22 protein-coding genes are annotated in these 19,474 nt (G+C 62.9%); 9 read left to right on the top strand and 13 right to left on the bottom strand.

The annotated features are described in order from the left end of the window. Positions 1–25: 25 nt before the first annotated feature. Positions 26–937 (bottom strand): arginase, encoded by a 912-nt coding sequence (rocF, locus tag AC5FRW_RS05750; protein ID WP_493567477.1) that lies wholly within the window; start codon positions 935–937, stop codon positions 26–28. Positions 938–1,162: 225 nt separating this feature from the next. Between rocF and AC5FRW_RS05745 the strand changes: the two genes are divergently transcribed. The 3 genes from AC5FRW_RS05745 (at position 1,163) to AC5FRW_RS05735 (ending at position 5,191) form a co-directional block, all read left to right on the top strand. Further along, entirely contained in the window at positions 1,163–1,696 is a 534-nt protein-coding gene (locus AC5FRW_RS05745; protein WP_493567476.1) for an HTH domain-containing protein, read from the top strand. A gap of 110 nt (positions 1,697–1,806) precedes the next feature. Then, positions 1,807–3,810: a S8 family peptidase gene (locus AC5FRW_RS05740; protein WP_493567475.1), complete on the top strand. Its 2,004-nt coding sequence runs from the start codon at positions 1,807–1,809 to the stop codon at positions 3,808–3,810. A gap of 205 nt (positions 3,811–4,015) precedes the next feature. Then, positions 4,016–5,191 (top strand): NAD(P)/FAD-dependent oxidoreductase, encoded by a 1,176-nt coding sequence (locus AC5FRW_RS05735; RefSeq protein ID WP_493567474.1) that lies wholly within the window; start codon positions 4,016–4,018, stop codon positions 5,189–5,191. Between the two features lie 44 nt (positions 5,192–5,235). On the opposite strand, the gene AC5FRW_RS05730 is transcribed toward AC5FRW_RS05735, so the two are convergent. From AC5FRW_RS05730 to AC5FRW_RS05705, 6 genes are all read right to left on the bottom strand, one after another. Continuing rightward, positions 5,236–5,580: a hypothetical protein gene (locus tag AC5FRW_RS05730; protein WP_493567473.1), complete on the bottom strand. Its 345-nt coding sequence runs from the start codon at positions 5,578–5,580 to the stop codon at positions 5,236–5,238. A 138-nt stretch (positions 5,581–5,718) separates the two neighbouring features. After that, a complete protein-coding gene (locus tag AC5FRW_RS05725) occupies positions 5,719–5,943 on the bottom strand; it encodes a hypothetical protein (RefSeq protein ID WP_493567472.1) in 225 nt (74 codons plus the stop codon). Positions 5,944–6,229: 286 nt separating this feature from the next. After that, positions 6,230–7,072: a nucleoside phosphorylase gene (locus AC5FRW_RS05720; protein WP_493567471.1), complete on the bottom strand. Its 843-nt coding sequence runs from the start codon at positions 7,070–7,072 to the stop codon at positions 6,230–6,232. Next, positions 7,069–7,458 carry a cytidine deaminase gene (gene cdd / locus AC5FRW_RS05715; protein WP_493567470.1) on the bottom strand — a complete coding sequence of 130 codons (390 nt, stop codon included), beginning with the start codon at positions 7,456–7,458 and terminating at the stop codon, positions 7,069–7,071. Before cdd ends, AC5FRW_RS05720 begins: the two co-directional genes overlap by 4 nt. A 61-nt stretch (positions 7,459–7,519) precedes the next feature. Next, a complete protein-coding gene (locus tag AC5FRW_RS05710; RefSeq protein ID WP_493567469.1) occupies positions 7,520–8,857 on the bottom strand; it encodes a phosphohexomutase domain-containing protein in 1,338 nt (445 codons plus the stop codon). 165 nt (positions 8,858–9,022) lie between these two features. Further along, complete coding sequence (locus AC5FRW_RS05705; protein ID WP_493567468.1) at positions 9,023–9,196, bottom strand: hypothetical protein; 174 nt, start codon at positions 9,194–9,196, stop codon at positions 9,023–9,025. 253 nt (positions 9,197–9,449) lie between these two features. Here AC5FRW_RS05705 and AC5FRW_RS05700 point away from each other — a divergent pair, with 253 nt between their 5' ends. The 3 genes from AC5FRW_RS05700 to AC5FRW_RS05690 all read left to right on the top strand — a co-directional run bounded on the left by AC5FRW_RS05700 (position 9,450) and on the right by AC5FRW_RS05690 (position 10,802). Then, positions 9,450–9,821 (top strand): DUF555 domain-containing protein, encoded by a 372-nt coding sequence (locus AC5FRW_RS05700; RefSeq protein WP_493567467.1) that lies wholly within the window; start codon positions 9,450–9,452, stop codon positions 9,819–9,821. A 177-nt stretch (positions 9,822–9,998) separates the two neighbouring features. Continuing rightward, positions 9,999–10,541, top strand: coding sequence for a CBS domain-containing protein (locus tag AC5FRW_RS05695; RefSeq protein WP_493567466.1), 543 nt, complete (start codon positions 9,999–10,001; stop codon positions 10,539–10,541). A gap of 102 nt (positions 10,542–10,643) precedes the next feature. Then, positions 10,644–10,802 (top strand): hypothetical protein, encoded by a 159-nt coding sequence (locus AC5FRW_RS05690; RefSeq protein WP_493567465.1) that lies wholly within the window; start codon positions 10,644–10,646, stop codon positions 10,800–10,802. Here the strand turns inward: AC5FRW_RS05690 and AC5FRW_RS05685 are convergent, their stop codons facing one another. From AC5FRW_RS05685 to AC5FRW_RS05670, 4 genes are all read right to left on the bottom strand, one after another. After that, the gene (locus tag AC5FRW_RS05685) at positions 10,803–10,925 is read right to left on the bottom strand and encodes a hypothetical protein (protein ID WP_493567464.1); all 123 of its coding nucleotides are present in this window, start codon (positions 10,923–10,925) and stop codon (positions 10,803–10,805) included. Between the two features lie 138 nt (positions 10,926–11,063). Further along, positions 11,064–12,059 carry a phosphoribosylformylglycinamidine cyclo-ligase gene (purM, locus tag AC5FRW_RS05680; RefSeq protein WP_493567463.1) on the bottom strand — a complete coding sequence of 332 codons (996 nt, stop codon included), beginning with the start codon at positions 12,057–12,059 and terminating at the stop codon, positions 11,064–11,066. 55 nt (positions 12,060–12,114) lie between these two features. Further along, positions 12,115–12,747: a zinc metalloprotease gene (locus tag AC5FRW_RS05675; protein ID WP_493567462.1), complete on the bottom strand. Its 633-nt coding sequence runs from the start codon at positions 12,745–12,747 to the stop codon at positions 12,115–12,117. After that, a complete protein-coding gene (locus tag AC5FRW_RS05670; protein WP_493567461.1) occupies positions 12,744–14,306 on the bottom strand; it encodes a TraB/GumN family protein in 1,563 nt (520 codons plus the stop codon). Before AC5FRW_RS05670 ends, AC5FRW_RS05675 begins: the two co-directional genes overlap by 4 nt. A 252-nt stretch (positions 14,307–14,558) precedes the next feature. Between AC5FRW_RS05670 and AC5FRW_RS05665 the strand changes: the two genes are divergently transcribed. The 3 genes from AC5FRW_RS05665 (at position 14,559) to AC5FRW_RS05655 (ending at position 15,934) form a co-directional block, all read left to right on the top strand. After that, positions 14,559–14,834 carry a PadR family transcriptional regulator gene (locus tag AC5FRW_RS05665; RefSeq protein WP_493567460.1) on the top strand — a complete coding sequence of 92 codons (276 nt, stop codon included), beginning with the start codon at positions 14,559–14,561 and terminating at the stop codon, positions 14,832–14,834. A gap of 96 nt (positions 14,835–14,930) precedes the next feature. Further along, positions 14,931–15,377: an acyl-CoA thioesterase gene (locus tag AC5FRW_RS05660; RefSeq protein WP_493567459.1), complete on the top strand. Its 447-nt coding sequence runs from the start codon at positions 14,931–14,933 to the stop codon at positions 15,375–15,377. A gap of 92 nt (positions 15,378–15,469) precedes the next feature. Further along, positions 15,470–15,934: a DUF7992 family protein gene (locus tag AC5FRW_RS05655; RefSeq protein ID WP_493567458.1), complete on the top strand. Its 465-nt coding sequence runs from the start codon at positions 15,470–15,472 to the stop codon at positions 15,932–15,934. Between the two features lie 74 nt (positions 15,935–16,008). Here AC5FRW_RS05655 and AC5FRW_RS05650 read toward each other — a convergent pair whose 3' ends face one another. Together AC5FRW_RS05650 and AC5FRW_RS05645 are read right to left on the bottom strand one after the other, a co-directional pair. After that, a complete protein-coding gene (locus tag AC5FRW_RS05650) occupies positions 16,009–16,188 on the bottom strand; it encodes an HEWD family protein (protein ID WP_493567457.1) in 180 nt (59 codons plus the stop codon). Positions 16,189–16,257: 69 nt separating this feature from the next. Next, positions 16,258–19,368 carry an oligosaccharyl transferase, archaeosortase A system-associated gene (locus tag AC5FRW_RS05645; protein ID WP_493567456.1) on the bottom strand — a complete coding sequence of 1,037 codons (3,111 nt, stop codon included), beginning with the start codon at positions 19,366–19,368 and terminating at the stop codon, positions 16,258–16,260. Between the last annotated feature and the right edge of the window lie 106 nt (positions 19,369–19,474).

Below are 19,474 nucleotides of genomic sequence, written 5' to 3'. Positions count from 1 at the left end.
GGCGCGGTCCGGTCGAAGTGTGGGGTTACAGGATCTGCTTTCCCATCGCACTCGCAGTGAGTTCACAGGCCAGTTCGGCCGTCTGATTGTGCGTGTCGAGGATCGGATTGACCTCGACGACCTCCATCGAGTGCAGCGTGCTCCCACAGTCGGCGACGTACTCCATCGCAACGTGAGCCTCGCGGTAGGAGACCCCGCCACGAACGGGTGTCCCGACGCCGGGCGCTTCGTTGGGATCGAGCCAGTCCATGTCGAGGCTGACGTGCAGTCCGTCGGTCCCGTCGGTCGCAACAGCGAGCGCGGATTCGACGATGTCGGTAACCCCACGGTCGTCGATGTCGCTCATCGTGTACGCAGTCACGGGCGAGTCACGGATGAGCCGTTGTTCGCCCTCGTCGAGGTCACGGAGACCAACGAGCACGACGTTCTCGGGGTCGACGTTCGCTGCCTTCGCCCACTCGCGGTCTGCGAACTCGCCGATACCGAGGATGGCCGCCATCGACATCCCGTGGACGTTGCCACTCGGCGTCGTCGTCGGTGTGTTGAAGTCGCCGTGGGCGTCGAACCAGAGAATGCCAAGGTCGTCCTCGGGTCGTGTGCCGCCAACGGTGCCCATCGCAATCGAGTGATCGCCACCGAGCACGAGTGGAAACTCACCGGCACTGATCGTCGAGTCGACTGCCGAGGCGATCCGTTCACAGACGAGTTCCGTCTCGGCGAGGAACTTCGCGCGTCCATCGATCGGTTCACCGGCCGACGGGTCCGACTCTTCGGGTCGTGGTACGATCACGTCGCCGTAGTCGCGACAGTCGATCCCGACGGCTTCGAGCTGGGCGGCCAGTCCGGCGTACCTGATCGCCGACGGCCCCATATCGACACCACGGCGATCGGCACCCAGATCCATTGGTGCCCCGATGAGTCGTACCTGTCGGTTCATACGTAGAACCCAGTCGTTCGGGGTACAAAAAGATCGGCTCGACAGCGACTCGATAGCTGAATCTACCACTCTGACCACCAAATGGCGATGTTCTCGACGCGTGCGGGAGACGAATCACTCCCCTGTTCGATTGTCCCGAGCGAGACGTTCGTTCCCACGGTTTTTTGTAGCAAGCAACGTGAGTTCACCGTCGGGTTTAAGGACAGGTACGACCAATCCTTGTTTATGTCATCAATCGAACTCACCCCCAGTCAGAAGAACATCTTGCAGGAACTGGTCAATCTGTACAAAGAAAGCGAAAGTGCAGTCAAAGGGGAAGACATCGCGAACAAAGTAGACCGAAATCCGGGGACGATTCGAAACCAGATGCAGAGCCTGAAAGCCCTCCAGCTCGTCGAGGGTGTCCCCGGTCCGAAGGGTGGCTACAAGCCGACGGCCAACGCCTACGACGCACTCCAGATTCAGGACATGGACAACGCGGCGCGGGTCCCGCTCCGACACGACGGTGAGTTGCTCGAAGACGCCAACGTCGAGGAGATCGACCTGACGAGCGTCCACCACCCAGAGAAGTGTCGCGCGGAACTACAGTTGCAGGGATCGATCTCGGATTTCCACGAAGGTGACTCGGTCACCGTCGGCCCGACACCCCTGTCGAAGCTCCAGATCATCGGAACACTCGCGGGCAAAGACGACACCAGCAACAAACTCATCCTGACCATCGACGACATGCGCGCACCGGCAGGCGAACCGGAACATTAATTCTACCATCCGTTTCCGAATAGTAGATATTTAGCGTTTCCAACTATTATTCAGACCTTCATTTCGTGACATAAATAATAAATGCAGTCCTCCTGAATGTTTGATCGTCCATGACGGACAAAGACATTGGGGGGAGTACCAGACGAACCTTCCTCGGGACGGTAAGCGGGATCGTCGGATCAACAGTAGTCGGCACTGCGGCCGCAGTCGAAGGACGCGATCCGGACGGAAACGGCGGGGAGCACCGCGAGGCGGGTGAACTCATTGTCGGGATGGAGCCAACGGCGAACGCCGCCGAGACGAAGGCGACGATTCAGTCGGGGCTTCCCGAAGGGGCCTCGGTCGTCAGTGAGAACGACACGCTGGGATTCATGGAAGTGCAGTTGCCCCAGCAGACCGGACCACAGGCACAGTCGGCGGCCAAGAAAGACCTGGAGAACCAGCCCGGCGTCGCGTACGTCGAACCGAACGCGATCTACCATCCGATGGTCATCGACGTGGACGACCCGCGGGTGGGAGAGCAGTACGCCCCCGAACTGGTCAACGCCGGTGGGGCGTGGGAGACGACGCTCGGCTCGACCGACGTGACGATCGGCGTCGTCGACCAGGGGACCCAGTACACCCATCCGGACCTCGAAGCGCAGTTCGGCGAGGTCAAAGGACGGGACTTCGTCTCCGATGACGACGATCCGAGCCCGAGGAGCGGGAACGGCCACGGGACCCACGTCTCGGGCATCGCGGCCGGAACGACGAACAACGCCACGGGGGTCGCGGGCATCTCGAACTCCTCGCTGCTGGCCGCACGCGCGCTGGGTGGTCAGGGCGGCGGTGGGACACTGAGCGCGATCGCAGACGCGATCGTCTGGTGTACAGACAACGGTGCCGACATCATCAACATGTCACTCGGTGGCGGCGGTGCCACCCGGACGCTGCGGAACGCGTGTGACTACGCGTTCGACAACGGGGCATTGCCGATCGCAGCGGCAGGCAACAGCGGCGAGCGAGGAATCTCGTATCCGGCGGCCTACGACTCCGTCGTCGCCGTCTCCGCGGTCGGCCCCAACGAGTCACTGACCGACTTCTCGCAGTACGGCCCTGGTGTCGACGTTGCCGCGCCGGGACTGAACGTGCTCTCGACGTACCCGACCGACGGCTACAACTCGCTGTCGGGCACGTCGATGGCCTGCCCGGCGGCTGCGGGCGTCGCGTCGCTGGCCCTCGCGGTCGATCCGAGCCTCTCGCCACAGGAGCTCAAAGACGTGCTCACCGAAAGCGCGCGGGACATCGGTCTCCCGTCGGACCAGCAAGGCAGCGGTCTCGTCGACGCCGGTGCGCTCGTCGACGCCGTGAGCGACGACAGCGGTGGCGGCGGCGACGAAGACGCGACGAGTGGATCGCTCACCTTCGACGATCAGGTGCTGGGCGACGACGGGAACGTCACGGTCAGCGACGTGACGACGAACGGCGACGCGACGGTCGTGGTGACCTATCCCGACGGCGACCAGAACGTGGTCGCGGGCGTCTCGTCTGCAGACGACGCCAGCGGCACGGACGTGCCGGTGTCGGTCCAGGACGACGGCGGATTCCCCGGCGAGCACACGGCCTGGGTGTTCGGCGACGGAGACGTCGAGAGCGTCGCGATCAGCGACGACGCGACGCCGGTCGCCGATAGCGCGCTCGATTCCGACACCGCAGTCGTGTCGGACGGCGACGACGGGGGCGGCGGCAGCGACTACCCGCAGTGGAACGCGGACACCGCCTACACCGGCGGCGACCGTGTCGTCTACGATGGCTCCGTCTGGGAGGCCAAGTGGTGGACTCGTGGCGACGAACCTGGTTCGAACCAGTGGGGACCGTGGGAAGAAGTCGGTCCGGCAGACGGCGGTGACGGCGGTGACGGTGGCGACGGCGGTGACGGTGGCGACGGCGGTGACGGTGGTGACGGCGGTGACGGTGGCGACGGCGGTGACGGCGACTACCCGCAGTGGAACGCGGACACCGCCTACACCGGCGGCGACCGCGTCGTCTACGAGGGCTCCGTCTGGGAGGCCCAGTGGTGGACCCGTGGCGACGAACCCGCCGAAGAGAAAGCGGTCTGGGAACGCGTCTCCTGATCGCTGTCGCACCGTCGGCCGCCGATCCGTGACTGCGTTCGCGACGCCGGGTCGCGAATAGCACACCGCAGTGGACGGCTGACAACGCGACCCCAGCGCCCGCCATTCCCGTCGAATCGGGGCGACGTGGCGAAGAGACAACGCAGTTGCCACGCGAATGTGATTTCAAAGCCTTTGTATCACCCGCTACCTGAGCCTTTCACACATGACCGACAACGTCGTCGTCCTCGGCTCTGGGTACGCTGGTGCGGGCGCAATCAAGAGCCTCGAAGAACAGATAAACGGCGAGGCTGACATCACGTGGATTTCGGATACCGATTACCACCTCGTCTTGCACGAGTCCCATCGCTGTATTCGCGATCCGAGCGTCCAGCAGAACGTCACGATCCCCATCGGCGACATCAAGTCCCGAAGTACGGACTTCATCGAGGCGGCGGCCGTCGACATCGACACGGACGACCGCGTCGTCGAACTCGACGACGACTCGACGGTCGAGTACGACTACCTGCTCGTCGCGATCGGGTCCCAGACCGCCTTTTTCGGGATCGACGGTCTCGAAGAGCACGCCCACACGCTCAAGTCGCTCGACGACGCGCTGGGCATCCACGACGCCGTCGCGACCGCGGCGCGTGAAGCGACCCAGAACGACCCTGCCCAGATCGTCGTCGGCGGGGCCGGTCTCTCCGGCATCCAGACGGCGGGTGAAATCGCCGAGTTCCGCGACGAACGTCGTGCCCCACTCGAAATCCACCTTGTCGAGGGCCTCGACGAAGTGATGCCCAACGGCGACGCCGAACTCCAGGGGGCCATCCGCAAGCGACTGGAGGACAAGGACATCAACATCATGTGTGGCGAGTTCATCGGCGAAGTCGACGAGGAGACCGTCTATATCGGCGACGACGAGGAACTCGACTACGACGAACTCATCTGGACCGGCGGCATCACCGGCCGCGACGCAGTTCGTGACGTCGAATTGGAAAAAGACGAGCGCTCCCACCGACTCGACTCCGAGCAGGACTTCCAGACCTCCGACGAGCGCGTGTTCGCCATCGGTGACTGCGCACTGGTCGACCAGCCGGGCGAGAACCCCGCACCACCGACCGCACAGGCGGCCTGGCAGGCCGCCGAAGTCGCCGGAAAAAACCTCGCACGCGCCGTCCGCGGACAGCCACTCGACACCTGGACCTACGACGACATGGGCACCGTCGTCTCCGTCGGCGATAAAGCGGTGGCCCACGACGTGAAGTACATGGGCATCTCCGCCCCCGTCTCTACGTTCGGCGGCTTCATGGCCGAGAACCTCAAGAAAGCCATCGCCGCCAAGTGGATCCGCAAGGTCTCCTCGACCGGCCGCGCCGCGAAGGCGTGGCCCGATATGTAGCCGGGCGCGACAGTCAGAGGGACGTGCGTCGGGTGCGACTCTTACTACCGCGTGTGCAGTAGTTGTGCTATCAGCAAGGCGAGTCCGACCAGTAGGACTCCCACGCCGATCGGCCCGGTGAGGATGTCGAGAAAGAAGTGGAACAGACCGCCGCCGACCGACGCCTCTGGTGGGAAGGGCGGCGCGACGAGTGTCGCGTCGGCGGGAACCGGCTCGATCCCGAACGGAAAGCCTCTCGAACGACCAGTGACATCGGGGTGTGCGATGATCCCGAGCCACCCCAGATACGTGACCGTGAGCACGCCACCAAGTCTTTTCACCGCGCTGGCATAGGCGGAGAGATACCAGTGTGTACTGGGCTGTACGTGTGGGCGGTGATACGATTGCATCTGGCTTCCCTTCTCAGTCGGCTGTCAAAATATTTTCGTGGCTCGTCACCGCGAACAGTATCACAGCGGCAGCCCGGCGTGCTAGCAGTTCTACCCGTCAAAACGGCTGCTTGTCGTATCTACTCTTCTCGTTGCCCGCTACAATGAGGGCCGATACAGGACGACGAGGTGGATCGCCAGCGTCGCCACACCCGCGATCACGAGCGGTCCCAGAACGAAGTCACTGGTAAGCCGCGAACACAGATACGCCAGCGCCTGCTGGACGAGCGACGGGAATTCGTGCGACTGAGCGGCGAACTCGCTTTGCCACGGCCCAAGGTCTCTCCGAGTGAGCCGAATCCCGAGCGTGTTGTCTACTAACATCTGGACCGGTATCCCGTGCATATGCATATCGCCAGGCCAAGTGAACGCATCTCCGACGCCCCGCCGCGAGATCGCGACGTAGTGTCGACCGAGTGGCAACGTTTTCAATAGGCAAAACGAAAAGAGAACCACCCCGATCGTTCGCCGAATCGCTCGCCTGTATGCCGAGGCGTACCAGTGGCGATCCGGTTCGATCTGTGGCCGTCTGTGCGAGTGCATTGTTAGTTCGTGACAACTCCGTGGTGGATAAATCTATTCCCGGCAGACACGTTCGGTAGCCGTCGACTTACAGCGACAGCCCGGCGTGCCAGTGGTCGGCACCGCTTTCTTCGACCGCTGCGTCCATCCGGGCGAGATACTCGACGGCGAGAGTCGCCGTCCGCGCGGCTTTCCGCTCTCCCTCGGTCCGAAATTCGCCGGTCACGCGGTTCGCGTAGACCGTACAGACCGCCCCCGCGCGCAGGCCGTAGACGTTCGCCAGGGTCAGGATGGCACTGGCCTCCATCTCGAAATTGAGGACGCCGGCCTGCCGGAGTTCCTCGATACGCTCCTCGCTGCCTCGGGCCTCGAAGCCGCCGAACCCCGGCCGAGACTGGCCGGCGTAGAAGCTATCGGTCGAGCAGGTCAGTCCGAGGTGGTAGTCGTAGCCCAGTTCTTCCGCGGCAGCGACGAGCGCCGAGACGACGCGGTGGTCGGCGCTGGCGGGGTAGTCCTCGCGGACGTACTCCTTGCTGGTCCCCTCCTGGCGAACCGCGCCGGTCGTGATGATCAGGTCGCCGACGGCCGTCTCCTCTCGGATCGCACCGCAGGAGCCGACCCGGAGCAGCGTCTCGGCGTCGACGCGGGCCAGTTCCTCGACCGCGATGGCCGCAGAGGGTGAGCCGATGCCGGTCGAGGTGACTGAGATTGGCGTCCCGTCGTAGGTCCCTGTCGCCGTCCGGTACTCGCGGTGGTCGCCGACGATCTCGTGGTCGTCCCAGGACTCGACGACCTTGGCGACGCGTTCGGGGTTGCCCGGCAGGAGGACGCTCGATGCAACGTCGCCCGGTCCGACTTCGAGGTGGTACTGCTCGCCGTCGTTGGGGTCTTCGCTGGCGGCGCTGTCGTCGGCGGTAGTGTCTTCTGTCATTCGAGGTGGTCCTGCGTGATCGTCGCCGGAATCAGGTCGCCGAGTCGGTAGGTCGTGGTCTCGCCGTCGCCCTCGTCACAGATCACCGGGAAGTCCTCGTCACAGAACTCGATCAGTGTCTGGCGACACATCCCGCAGGGCGTGACGCCGTCGCGCTCCTCAGACGTGACGGCGATGCGCTCGAACTCGCGGTGCCCGTCACTGATCGCCGATCCGATCGCGACTTCCTCGGCGTGGAGACTGTTGCTGTAGTTCGCGTTTTCGATGTTACATCCCGTGTACACCGAGCCGTCGACGGTCTCTATCGCCGCGCCGACGTAGTATTCGGAATACGGTGCGTGCGACCGCTTGGTTGCCGCTCTGGCGGCCTCGACCAGCGAATCCATGTCACGGGAGAGAACTGGGTCGGTGAAATAGCCACCGCCGAGAGGGGGACGGGTGACGGTCCTACTGCGTCGTCGCGACTGCGTCTTCGACGACTGAGACGACATCGGCGACGAGGTCGTCGACGGCGTCGCTCTCGGCGTAGACTCTGACGTATGGCTCAGTGCCCGACGGTCTGACGAGCGTCCACGATTCGTCCGGGAAGGTCAGCCGAACGCCGTGGTCGGTCGCGACTGCCGCATCGGGGAATCGATCCGGGAGCGTGGTTTCGAGGCGGTCCATCACGGCCGGCTTGTGCTCGTCCGGGCACTCGACGCTGCGCTTGCGGTAGGGGCGTTCGGTGATGGGTTCACGCAGCGTCGCGAGCCCCTGCTCGGCCACGAGTGTCGTCACCAGGGCCGCACTGACGACGCCGTCGATCCAGCCGCCGAAGTCGGGGTGGACGTGCTTCCACGGCTCGGCCGCGAAGACGACGGTGCCTGTTGCGGCGTCGATCCCCTCGTGGAGTGCGCCGAGACGGACCCGCTCGACGCGACCACCCGACGCCGTGACGCGTTCGTCGATCCGGCCCGAGGCGTTGGGCGTGGTTACGACGACCGGATCGTCGGCGTCGCTCTCCCGTACGTAGTGTTCGGCGAGGATGGCGAGCACCGTATCCTCGTGGACGACATCGCCGTCCGCATCGACCACGACGATCCGGTCGGCGTCGCCGTCGTGTCCGATCCCGAACGCCACGTCGGTGGCTGCGACGAACGACCGCAGATTCGAGAGCGATTCGGGCGTGGGTTTGCTCTGGCGAGCGGGGAAGTACCCGTCGACCGATGCTTCGAGCGCCCGAACGTCCGCACCGATCGCACGGAGTACCTGCGGCGTCGCGAGGCTCGCCATCCCGTTCCCACAGTCGACCGCGACAGAGAGATGGTCTCCAACGGTCCCGTGACGCCGCGCGAAGTCGGTGACCGCGCGTCGGTACGCCGGTAGCGGATCGCCTTCCCGCCGGTCACCCCACGCTCGCCACTCGGTGGCGTTCTCGCCATCCGCCACGCGCTCTTCGACCCGCTCTTCGCCGACGCGGTCGTACTCACTGCCGTCGACGAACAGTTTGATCCCGTTGTCGGCAGGTGGATTGTGACTCGCCGTGATCATGACGCCGCGCCGGCCTCGCGACGCGTACGCGAGTGTCGGCGTCGGACACTGGCCGATTCGAACGACCGAGGCACCGGCGCTCTCCAGCCCCGCTTCCATCGCCGCGGCGAGTGCGGGACTCGTGGTTCGTCCATCGATGCCCAGCACGAACTCCGCGCCGTCGTGGCCGACCGCCTGACCGATGCGAAGCGCGCGTTCGGGCGTGACCTCGTCTGCGACCCGCCCGCGAATCCCTGCGGTCCCGAACAGTTCCATGTTGCAGCGATAGGGGGGCCATCACTTGGTGCTAGCGGTACACGGACTGACGAATTGAAAACAGGAGACGGCCGATAGCTCGCCTCTAATAGCTTCGAAAATCACTGCACACCCGGTCGCGCGACAGCAGTGCGACCGGTGTGTCGATTGTTGCGATAGTGTCCCTCAGTTCGGCGTCGCACCTGCGTATGCGTCCTCCAGTCGGAGGACGACTTTGTGGATCGGGAGTGTCATGCCTAGCTTGCCAAACACCAGTGCGAGTGGTAGCAACACGATGCCGAGCAGGAGGCTGAGCTGGTACAGTGCGAACACGCCGCCGCGGTACAGTTGGGATTCCATCGTCCCTCGCTCAGCAATGGGTGAGTTGCAGTATATAACTGTTTGGATCGTTCAGATACTCTCTATCGGGCTTCCGTCTGGTGGTTTTCCACATCTGGCGTGGAACAGAGCTATGGAGCGTCCGACCACCCCATGTCGGGGTAACGATGCCATTGGCACGACCGGTCGTTTCCATAAGTTATGGCGATAGTAAGGGTCTCGTGCGCAGTCGCGAATCAAAACACACGTGTAGTGGGACCGTCGAATGACGTGTATGAACTATCTCGTGGCGATGGAAGCAGCCTGGTTGGTTCGTGACGTCGAAGACATCGATGACGCGATCGGAGTCGCGGTCAGCGAAGCAGGGAAGCGGCTCAATCAGTCCGAGATGGACTACGTCGAGGTCGAAGTCGGGGCGACGGGCTGTCCGGCCTGTGGTGAACCGTTCGATTCGGCGTTCATCGCTGCCGACACTGCCCTCGTCGGACTCGTCCTCGAGATGAAAGTGTTCAACGCAGAATCGATAGAACACGCCCAGCGCATCGCAAAGAGTGAGATCGGTGGCTCCCTGCGCGACGTGCCACTGAAGGTCATCGACACGATCGAATTCGAGGGCGACGAAACAGATACCGACGCCCAGTCCTGATACGACCGGCTGTAGATCTGTGACCGATTTCGCAACCCTGCGGTCGCGAATCCGTTCACGAAGTGACATCCGGTAGTACGAACCGAGAGTCGACTCACGTCGGCCAGTTGCCGCCCGAACTACCAGCAGCCTTGCTGGCGTCGGTGTCTTTTTATATAACCACAGGTAATTGCGGATATGGAACTACCGACGCCCGACGACCTGCGGGAACGCAGGAACGAACTCGGATTGACCCAGAGCAAACTCGCCGAACGCGCCGACGTGTCCCAGCCACTGATCGCACGGATCGAGGGCGGGGATGTCGATCCGCGACTGTCGACGCTCCGCCGGATCGTCAACGCGCTCGAAGAGGCAGAAGGCGGCATCTTGCGCGCCGAGGAACTGATGAACGCCCCGGTCCACAGCGTCGCCCCGGACGATTCGGTCCACGAGACACAGGACATCCTCGACGAGGGGAAATACTCACAGGTCCCGGTCGTCCGCGACGGGACCCCGGTCGGCCTCATCGGTCACTCCGATATCATCCACCACGACCAGGACAACGTCGGTGAGCTGCCGGTCGCCGACGTGATGCACGAATCGATCGCTACCGTCGAGACCGACGCCACGATCGACGAAATCGACGCCTACCTCTCGCACAACGACGCCGTCCTCGTCGTGCAGGCCGGCGAGACGGTCGGCATCATCACCGAGGCCGACATCGCGGCCAACGTTAGCTAACAGATACGCATCCGTTGCCGACGATCTTACTACGTTTAGACACCGTCTACCGGCCTGAACGGTCAGTCCCCCTTATACTGACCGCCACTGTTGAACGATCCAATGTCACAGGGTGCCACGGACGACGACCTGCAACGACAGCTTCAGAACGCGCTCGATCTCGCTGATTGCGAACGGGTGAGGTACCATCTCCGGGAAGCCATGCAACTCAGGATCAGTGACACGGACGGCGAGTCGTCCGAGTCGACGGGCAGTTGCTGATCAACTCAGTTCCAGTCCACGAATTGCGACACACCCGTCTCCTTCGTCGACGTGGCCGATGATCCGGCCGTCCTCGGTCGCTTCGACGACCGCATGAGCATCGTCTTCCGGCAGCGCAGCCACGAAGTCGATCCCGCATCCACCTTTTTGGGCTGCGGGTACATCGCTTCGCTCCTCACCACTTGCCCAAAAACGTGGGCTAAAAGCCGGCCCTCACTTCGCTCGGGCCGGTGAAACCGCGCCTGCGGCGCGGTATGCTCGCTAGTCGGCCAGCTTTAGCCCACGAATCGAGACGCACTCGTCACCGTCTTCGACGTGGCCGATGATCCGGCCGTCCTCGGTCGCTTCGACGACCGCTTCGGCGTCGTCTTCGGGCAGCGCCGCCACGAAGCCGGTGCCCATGTTGAACGTCCGGTGCATCTCCTCGTCCGAGACCGAGCCTTCGGACTGGACGAAGTCGTATATCGGCTGGGCGTCGAAGGGATCGGTGATCTCGTAGCGGTGGGTCCCCATCCGGGTGAGGTTCGTCCAGCCACCGCCGGTGACGTGGGCGGCGGCGTGGGTCTCGTGGTCTCGCAGCGGGGCCAGCACTTCGCTGTAGATGCGCGTCGGCGTCAGAAGCGCCTCGGCGATGGTCTGGTCCGTGTCGTGGGGATAGGCGTCGTTGTACTCGTGATTCTTCGTGACGGCCTCGCGAGCGAGTGTCAGGCCGTTGGAGTGGATGCCCGAAGAAGGCCAGCCGACGATAGCGTCGCCCGCCTGTGCCTCGCCAGGGAAGACGCCGTCCTTGGGTGCGAGACCGGCGCAGGTGCCGGCGATGTCCAGTCCTTTGATCACGTCGGGCATCACCGCCGTCTCGCCGCCGACCAGTGCGACGCCAGCACGCTTTGCGCCTTCGCTGAGACCGGCACCGATCTGTTGGGCTTCCTCGTCGTCGGGTTCCTCGACGGCGAGATAGTCGACGAAGGCGACCGGTTCGACGCCAGTCGCGATCAGGTCGTTGACGTTCATCGCGATGCAGTCGATCCCGATCGTCGAGTAGTCGTCGATGGCCTCGGCGACGAGCAGTTTCGTTCCGACGCCGTCGGTCGCGAGCGCGAGGTACTGGTCGCCGATGTCGACCAGTCCGGCGTAGTCGCCCTCGAACTCGCCGGCTGCCCCGATCAGTGCCGCGGTCGCTGCCTCGCTGGCGTCGATGTCGACGCCGGAGTCGGCGTATGTCAGCCCCTCGCTGTCCTCGTCGTGCTCGTCGGTCATACCCGAGAGCGGGCGGGCCGAAAGCAAAAGGCCACCGTTTCGGCGAAGGGACGGCTCAGATTCCGCCCAGCAGGACCAGCAGTGCCAGCCCGATACTCGGGACGGCGACGGCCGCGTACACGCCTTTGTTCCACGCGAGGACTTTCGTCCCGTCGAGGGGACCGAACGGAATCATGTTGAACCCCGCCAGCAGGAGATTGATGTACAAGCCGAAATTGGCCGCGGTACTGAGGAACCCACCGACGTTCGCCAGAATGGCGACAAGTCCGAGGACGAAGAACACGACAGCGAGAGCGACGTTGGTCACCGGACCGGCGAGCGCGATCAATCCGTTCTCGCGTTCCGTGATTCGCCCGCGGTGGTGGACCGCCCCCGGCGCGGCAAAGAGGAAGCCAGCGAGCGCACCGACGATTGCCAGAAAGAGCATGTTGTAGTCGGCCCGGAACTCGGCGACCTGTCCGAATCTGATCGCCACGACCTTGTGTGCGAGTTCGTGGAGCAAGAAGCCCACCCCGGCGGTGATCAGACTGAGCAGTAGCGCACCAACGAGCTCGCTCGGATTCGGCACGCGTCCCGCGGTCAGGGCCGACAGCAGGCTACGGTTGAGGAAGACGGCGAACGCGACGCCCAGCGCGAGCCACGCGATGCCCAGATCCTTTAGCTCTCGCTGACTGAACCGGATGTTCACTGCACGAGCCCCCAGAGAAGCTCGATACTGTTTCGCGCTCCCTGGATCATGAGCCGGACCACGCCGTCGACACCACCGACATCAGCCGCGAGGATGGGGAGTAACGTCGTCGCGAACAGCGCACTCGCGATCATGCTCCCGACGTTCGTCATCGCGACGATGAGGATCAGTCTGAACAGCGGCACTGCCCGGAGCCGTCGATAGATGTCGGCCAGCGGCGCCTCCTCGTCGTCGAGGATTTCGTTGAGTCGACTGATGTCGGCGACATTGACACTGAGATAGCGCAGTTCGACGTAGCCAGCGAACCAGCCGGGAGCGAGCAACGGATTGACACTCGTCAGCCACGCCACCGCACCGCCAACCGTCGAACTCGTCCAGTGGGCACCGGCGAGACGGGCAAGCACCGCGGCGATGACCCCATTGACGAGGAACCACGTTCCGAACACCTTGAGCAAGAACGCACTCGACGCACCGGGAACGCCGGTGTACACTGCCATCGCGAGCAAGAGGAAGAAAGCCAGAAAGCCAAGCGTGAACAGGTAGCCAAAGATCTTGTACGGAGAGAAGCGACTGCCGGTCTCGCGACCGACGAGGGTCTCTTGTGGGGGCAGCGTCTCGGGGTGATCGAGGTACCGCTGGATGCCCTCACGGTGGCCGGCACCGACGATAGCGACGACGTGATAGCCAGCCTCCCGCAGGTCGACGAGGTTGTGTGCGATGTACGCGTCGCGTTCGTCGATCAGTGCCTCCGCACCACCGGGCGAGAACTGCCGAAACTCCTCCATCATGGCCGTGACCACGTCGACATCGGTGAGTTCCGCGGGGTCGAACTCCTCGTATTCCTCGCCGTCGTCGGCCCACGAGAGGAGCGCAATGATCGGTAGCCCGACGATGATAGTGATCCCGAGCGCGATGATGAGTGCGTCCGCGACGGCGATTCCGAGGCCGCCGAGACCACCCACCAGCGGCAGCGAACTCGCAAGCCAGTTCCCGGTCGGCAAGAGCAACGGACCGATGGTGGACTCGACGACGATACTGATCATCGCCCCCACGGTGAAGCCGAAGGTGAGACCGACGACGCGTGATTCGCCCATCCCGGCGAGCAAGGCCCCCACCAGCGTCAGCTTCTCTTTGAACGAGAGGCGTGCCCAGAACCGCTGGACCGTCATCTGAATATCACGGTCGACCAGCGCCACGCCAAGTCCGAGGTCCTCAGCCGTCTCGACGGCAGCAAGCATATCTGCGCCGGGTGTCACGTCGAACCGGTCACCCAGTCGAGTCTGGACGTACGAGAGCATCCAGTAGGCGAGGAATTGAAAGACGGTGTTGCCACGGAGTAGATCGCCCGCGTCGAGGTCGTCGGGTGTCTCACCCTTCATCTGTCGGTATCGACCGTCGTCGAGTTCGACAGCAACCACATCGGGCTGTTCGTCTTCGATCGTCCGTTCGACCTCCTCGACACTGTCTTGAGAGACGTGTGCCGTCCCCACAACCGTCACACGACCATCGCCACCGCCGTCGGGTGGCAAATCTCGTGTGATCTCGGCACGGTCAGTCATCACATCGGCTACACGGGCGCCACTGTTATGCGTTACTGTCGGCACCGAGTGTCGAAGCCGTGTCAATTATCGATTTATCTGTCAAGTCATTCTCTGCACCCACCGAGAGAACGTCCAGACGGATCGACGCTATCGCCTCGAACGGTAATAAGACTAAAATACCAGACGGTGGTAGATTACGTTTCAGTTAGTACCTTTCGAAAATCCCAGAAATACTGATATATACGGCTTTTCTATACACGTTCGAGTTCAATGTACGATCTAACTGGATTTCAGCGGGACTTGCTTTACGTCATCGCCGGCCTCGACGAACCGCACGGTCTCGCGATCAAAGAAGAACTGGAGAAGTACTACGAGAGTGAGGTCAATCACGGGCGTTTGTACCCCAACCTCGACACGCTCGTCGAGAAGGGCATGGTCGAAAAGGGACAGCGAGACCGGCGCACGAACTTCTATGCCCTGACGAGTCGTGGCGAGCGGGAACTCAACGCCCGCCAGGACTGGGAATCGCAGTACGTCACAGCGTAAAAGGACGTGCACCACGCGGGTAGCACAGGGCTGACAGCGGTAGTGCTGTCTTCTCGATCACTGGATTGAGGGTCCCGGCGACGAAACGGACGAGTGATGGTGACGCTGCTGGAGACGTTCCTCGAAAACCGCTGGCTCGTCGGTCCAAACCACGCCAACAACCTCGAAACGACACACGGCGGGCACGTCCTCAAGTGGATGGACGAGGTCGGTGCCCTCTCGGCGATGCGATTCGCGGGCGAGAACTGCGTGACCGCACGGATGGAGCAAGTGAACTTCAAACGATCCATCCCCGTGGGAGAAACGGCCGTCGTGAAAGCGTACGTCTACGATGCCGGCGAGACGAGCATCCGGGTACGTCTTCGCGCGTACCGGGAAGATCCACAGACTGGTGATCGACAGCTGACGACCGAATCGTACTCGGTGTACGTCGCCGTCGACGATTCTCACGAGCCGACGCCGGTGCCAGAACTCACAGTCTCCTCGGAGCGTGGCCGTCGACTTCGCGACGCCGCGCTCGACGATACCGATACGCGGCCGTAGAATCGCTGTCGACGGTCGCGGCTCGTCCACTCCGACCACCGCGATGGCCCGATGCTGCCACGCTTATGTCGGGACCGTTCTAATTCACGCTCATGACAATAGATATCGACGCGCCAGCCCCGCCGGAACTGGACACCAGTATGGATGCGAGTGACTACGACGACGTCGATGTCGACACGAGCGAGTACCGACGAGAGGAACTGGCAGCGTTCCTCACCGACGGGGCCTGGGAGCAGGCGTTCGACGAGTGGGCCGGACAGACAGGCCTCGACGACGAACAGTTCCAGATCGTCCTCGATCTACAACTCGTCCAGCAGTTCGACTTCTTCTGGGACGACTTCGCACAGCGTGTCGGCTATCACGCGCCGGGCTTGCCCGAAGACTGGCGCGAGCGCGACATCCACCCTGATCTGGAGTCGTGGGACACCGTCTCTGGGATCAACGCGGCGATGGCAGAACTCGGCCAGACCGTGAGCGAGACACTCAAGCGCGACTTCGTCGATTGGGAGAGCGACCCGGATCTGCCTGACGACCTGCCAGACTTCGATACGGAGTGACTCGCACCACTGATGGCTCGCTTCGGTGAGCGAGTCACTGCGGCGGACAGTGACACGAAGAGAGAACTGTGCTGTTACTCGGGCAACGGATTGTAGTTTCCGTTGATGTCCCACTCGTGGAGACAGTAGGGGTTCCCGCTCGTTTTCTCGCCATCTTCCTCCGTGATCGTCCACGTATCGGTTCCGTCGTCCCAGACGTCGTGGCGACCACAGCGTTCACACGTTCGTTCGGTCGGTGGGACGAGTGTCGTCATACACCGAGAGAGTGGTCGAGGAATAATTAGCGTGCCGGTCCGGTTCAAGACCGGCACACTCCGGTGCGGTCAGTCCGCGGTCGACGTAGCCGTGCTGGTCGCCGTTTCCGCGGCTGTCTCGGTGGTCGTATCCGTTGGCGTCTCGGTGCCGGTCGGCGTCGCGGTTTCGGTCGTCGAGCCGTCGTCCGTGCTGTCGGTGCTCGATCCTGCGTCGTCGGTCGTGTTCGACTCGGTGGTCTCGTTCGTCTCGTTTTGCCCGAAGAGGTCCTGAGAGCTTGCGACCTGCATGTCGACCGTCGTCGTGGTGTCCTCGACGCCGAGGACTGCGCCCTCAGAGACATCCGCCGATCCGTTCCACGTCGTCAGTGTCCGGTTCTCGAACGTCTGTGCGGAGAACTGGTAGCTCCCATTGGCTCGAACGGAGACGTTCGTGTACCCGTTCTCGGGGCCGTACTCGTCGTACCCGGTCGTCGAGTAGGGGACGGTCATTTCGAACGTACCGTCGTCGTCCGTCTCGGCACGCTGGGTGTAGTCGAACGTGTCGTTCGAGGCTGGGTTGTACATCTCGACGGTGGCCAGCACTGTCGAGTTGGCTGGCCCGGTCCCTTCGACTGTCGCACCGGGGACACGTTCGAAGAGCTTCAGCCACTGTGGCGAGGTCGGGTGGAAGACCTGTTCGCTGGTCTGCTCGGGCAGACACGCCACCTGTCCGGATGTCGTCCGTGCGGTAATGTTCGATCCACACTGAGACGTGCTGTTGACGAGTTCGTAGCCCAGCCCGCTGATCTGTGCGTCAGTCAGGATGCCACGGTTGTAATTCCCGCTCTCGGTGGCCGATTGCTCGCTGCTCCCGACGAGCCGGTAGTGTTCGAGCGCTGGGATTCGCTCGGCGGGCAGTGCACCGATACCGCCGACGGTCGACGTGGTGTCGTTGGCCGTGTACGCCCGAGCGTTCGCTATCGTGCGGTTGAAAAGCAGTGCGCGCCTGCCGGTCGTCTGGCGGACCTGCGACCCTTGCAGGGAGCCGATACCCCAGTCCACGACGACAGGCTGTGGCTCGACCGAGCTACCGTGATAGAGGTAGAGCCGGCTCGTCATGCTCTCGTAGTAGGACTGGCGCTGCACCATAAAGGAAGGACCACGGAGCGAGCGAGCGCCGCTTGAGTACACTCGGTTGTAGTAGTCCTGACGCGTTACGTCAGAAACGTTGTAGAAGTTCGGTGGCGCGAAGAACTTCCCGCCGACGTCGCTGTTTGCCTCCGCCATCATCCAGTCGACAGCGACGTATCGGGTCTCGGCGTCGTCCTCGTCTATCTTGTCGAGCACGTCACCGGCCTGGGTCTCGTTGGGCGCGAGCAGGAAGTTCGCGGCGTTAGTCGCGCCTTGCTGGAACGGGTTCGCGTTCGGGATCCGTTCACCCTCTGCCGTGATCCAGTGACCGTAGTCCCACCACGAGAGGACGCCGTACTGGCCGGACTGGTAATCGTAGTTGCTGACCTTCTCGTAGCTCCCGTAATAGTCGAGTTCGTTCGACGCTCCGCCGAACGTTCCCTCGTCGGGTGTGTTCTCTTCCATCCAGCCCAATCCGTTCGACCAGGACTCGATGTCCTGACCGGGGGAATCGTACCGATTGATGTTCGTCGGCCCGGCGACTGCCGTCATCGGTGCGATGATGAGCAACGCGATCGCGACGACGGCGAGCACCTGATAGCCTTCGACGTTGATGCCGTCGCTGTCGACGAGTGTGAAGTCGTCCCCGTCGGGTTTGAGCTGTGCGAGTGCTTGCCCGACGACGTAGGCCGTCAACGCAGCGATCGGGACGGCCAGATAGTAGGTGAACCGAACTTGCGTGATCGATGCGGCGAAGATGAACAGGCCCCAGACGACCACGAGCAGTCGTTGCGGTGGAATACGGCTGCCGATGACGTTTCTGAACAGGATCACTACGCCACCGAGCAACGCGATGAACGCTGCAAAGCCGTGAACTTGGAACAGGTACGTCGCTGGTTGACTCATGGCACGAATCTCACCGACTGTCCCGGCACGGCCCGATGGTTCGATGCCGACGACCCCGCCGAAGATCCGAACCAAATTGTTCGCGAACAGCTCGAAGATTCCGGGTGCCACGACGCGGACCGAGACCACGCCGAGGACGATGAGACCCAGCACAGTCACGGGATAGAAGACACCGTCGATGTCACGGTCTTCCCAGACGCGAGCCAGCCACGCCATGAAGACGCTGCCGCCAGCGACGAGGAACGCCAGTGTCGGGTGGAGCAGCGAGAAGTCGCTGACGATGAACGCCGACGTAGAGAGTGGGATGAAGAGGAGCACACCGGCCACACCGAGTGCAATCGCCCCGACGATAGCAGTGTGTTCTGGGCTTTCACCTCGGGCGAACTCGGCGAGCAACTGGACGAGCAGATACGTGCCGAGGATACCGATGAGCAGGATGCCGAACGGCCACGTCCAGATATAGAGGGCGATGGCGACGCCGGCGAGTGAACTCCAGACGAGCGTCGCCCGGAGACCGTCGATGTCGCGGTCGACGAACTGCTCGTAGACTGGCTTATCGCGTCGGGCGACAGTCACTGCGACCATCACACCGAGCACACTGAGCGTCTGGAAGAGTGCCTCGACGATGTGGTGGTCCGAAAAGCCGACCATGCTCCGTTGGAGGATCGATCCCGACGAGAGCGCGAGGACGGTCAGGGCAGTGACTCCACCGATCCGACCACCCAGTCGTCGTCCGATGAGGTACGTGGGGATACCGGCGATGACGGCGAAGAGAGCCGGTGCGAAGAGGACAACGAGTCGGATCGTGTGGTCGCTGGGCGATCCGAGACCGACGACGAGTGCAACTGTCGCCATCAACTGGTCGAACAGCGTCCCGAACTGACCGGACGCGTTCCCGACTGGGAAGTACGTCCACGGATCGAACGGCATCGTCTGTGGCCAGTTACGGACGGTGAAGGCTGTCGAGCGGTAGTGATACCAGGCGTCGTTGCCAGTGAACAGCACTTCGCCGTCGACGACGAAGTTTTCCCACGGTCGAACACGATTCCACAGCATGAACCCGAGGAGGAGGGCGCCGAGAACGAGGTGATAGTACTGGGACACCAAGTCGACGGCCCGCTCGAGTTCTTCGTTTTCTTCGAGACGGTCCCGCCTGTTACTCATTAGCCGAACGAATTGCCATGGCGCGCATAAGCCTTGTCATATATCGTTGGATCGTCGGTGGGTGAAACCAGATCACACAGAACGTAAGACGGCCCGAAACTGCCGA

The sequence above is a fragment of the Halomicrobium sp. HArcht3-1 genome (genome assembly GCF_058933345.1).
The sequence above is the reverse complement of the archived record's forward strand: the minus strand, read 5'-3'. Positions and strand labels throughout refer to the sequence as shown.

Excerpts from the sequence above, each read along its gene's own strand:
- rocF (WP_493567477.1), bottom strand. The coding sequence starts at position 937 with ATGAACCGACAGGTACGACTCATCGGGGCACCAATGGATCTGGGTGCC.
- AC5FRW_RS05745 (WP_493567476.1), top strand. The coding sequence starts at position 1,163 with ATGTCATCAATCGAACTCACCCCCAGTCAGAAGAACATCTTGCAGGAA.
- AC5FRW_RS05740 (WP_493567475.1), top strand. The coding sequence starts at position 1,807 with ATGACGGACAAAGACATTGGGGGGAGTACCAGACGAACCTTCCTCGGG.
- AC5FRW_RS05735 (WP_493567474.1), top strand. The coding sequence starts at position 4,016 with ATGACCGACAACGTCGTCGTCCTCGGCTCTGGGTACGCTGGTGCGGGC.
- AC5FRW_RS05730 (WP_493567473.1), bottom strand. The coding sequence starts at position 5,580 with ATGCAATCGTATCACCGCCCACACGTACAGCCCAGTACACACTGGTAT.
- AC5FRW_RS05725 (WP_493567472.1), bottom strand. The coding sequence starts at position 5,943 with ATGTTAGTAGACAACACGCTCGGGATTCGGCTCACTCGGAGAGACCTT.
- AC5FRW_RS05720 (WP_493567471.1), bottom strand. The coding sequence starts at position 7,072 with ATGACAGAAGACACTACCGCCGACGACAGCGCCGCCAGCGAAGACCCC.
- cdd (WP_493567470.1), bottom strand. The coding sequence starts at position 7,458 with ATGGATTCGCTGGTCGAGGCCGCCAGAGCGGCAACCAAGCGGTCGCAC.
- AC5FRW_RS05710 (WP_493567469.1), bottom strand. The coding sequence starts at position 8,857 with ATGGAACTGTTCGGGACCGCAGGGATTCGCGGGCGGGTCGCAGACGAG.
- AC5FRW_RS05705 (WP_493567468.1), bottom strand. The coding sequence starts at position 9,196 with ATGGAATCCCAACTGTACCGCGGCGGCGTGTTCGCACTGTACCAGCTC.
- AC5FRW_RS05700 (WP_493567467.1), top strand. The coding sequence starts at position 9,450 with ATGAACTATCTCGTGGCGATGGAAGCAGCCTGGTTGGTTCGTGACGTC.
- AC5FRW_RS05695 (WP_493567466.1), top strand. The coding sequence starts at position 9,999 with ATGGAACTACCGACGCCCGACGACCTGCGGGAACGCAGGAACGAACTC.
- AC5FRW_RS05690 (WP_493567465.1), top strand. The coding sequence starts at position 10,644 with ATGTCACAGGGTGCCACGGACGACGACCTGCAACGACAGCTTCAGAAC.
- purM (WP_493567463.1), bottom strand. The coding sequence starts at position 12,059 with ATGACCGACGAGCACGACGAGGACAGCGAGGGGCTGACATACGCCGAC.
- AC5FRW_RS05670 (WP_493567461.1), bottom strand. The coding sequence starts at position 14,306 with ATGACTGACCGTGCCGAGATCACACGAGATTTGCCACCCGACGGCGGT.
- AC5FRW_RS05665 (WP_493567460.1), top strand. The coding sequence starts at position 14,559 with ATGTACGATCTAACTGGATTTCAGCGGGACTTGCTTTACGTCATCGCC.
- AC5FRW_RS05660 (WP_493567459.1), top strand. The coding sequence starts at position 14,931 with ATGGTGACGCTGCTGGAGACGTTCCTCGAAAACCGCTGGCTCGTCGGT.
- AC5FRW_RS05655 (WP_493567458.1), top strand. The coding sequence starts at position 15,470 with ATGACAATAGATATCGACGCGCCAGCCCCGCCGGAACTGGACACCAGT.
- AC5FRW_RS05650 (WP_493567457.1), bottom strand. The coding sequence starts at position 16,188 with ATGACGACACTCGTCCCACCGACCGAACGAACGTGTGAACGCTGTGGT.
- AC5FRW_RS05645 (WP_493567456.1), bottom strand. The coding sequence starts at position 19,368 with ATGAGTAACAGGCGGGACCGTCTCGAAGAAAACGAAGAACTCGAGCGG.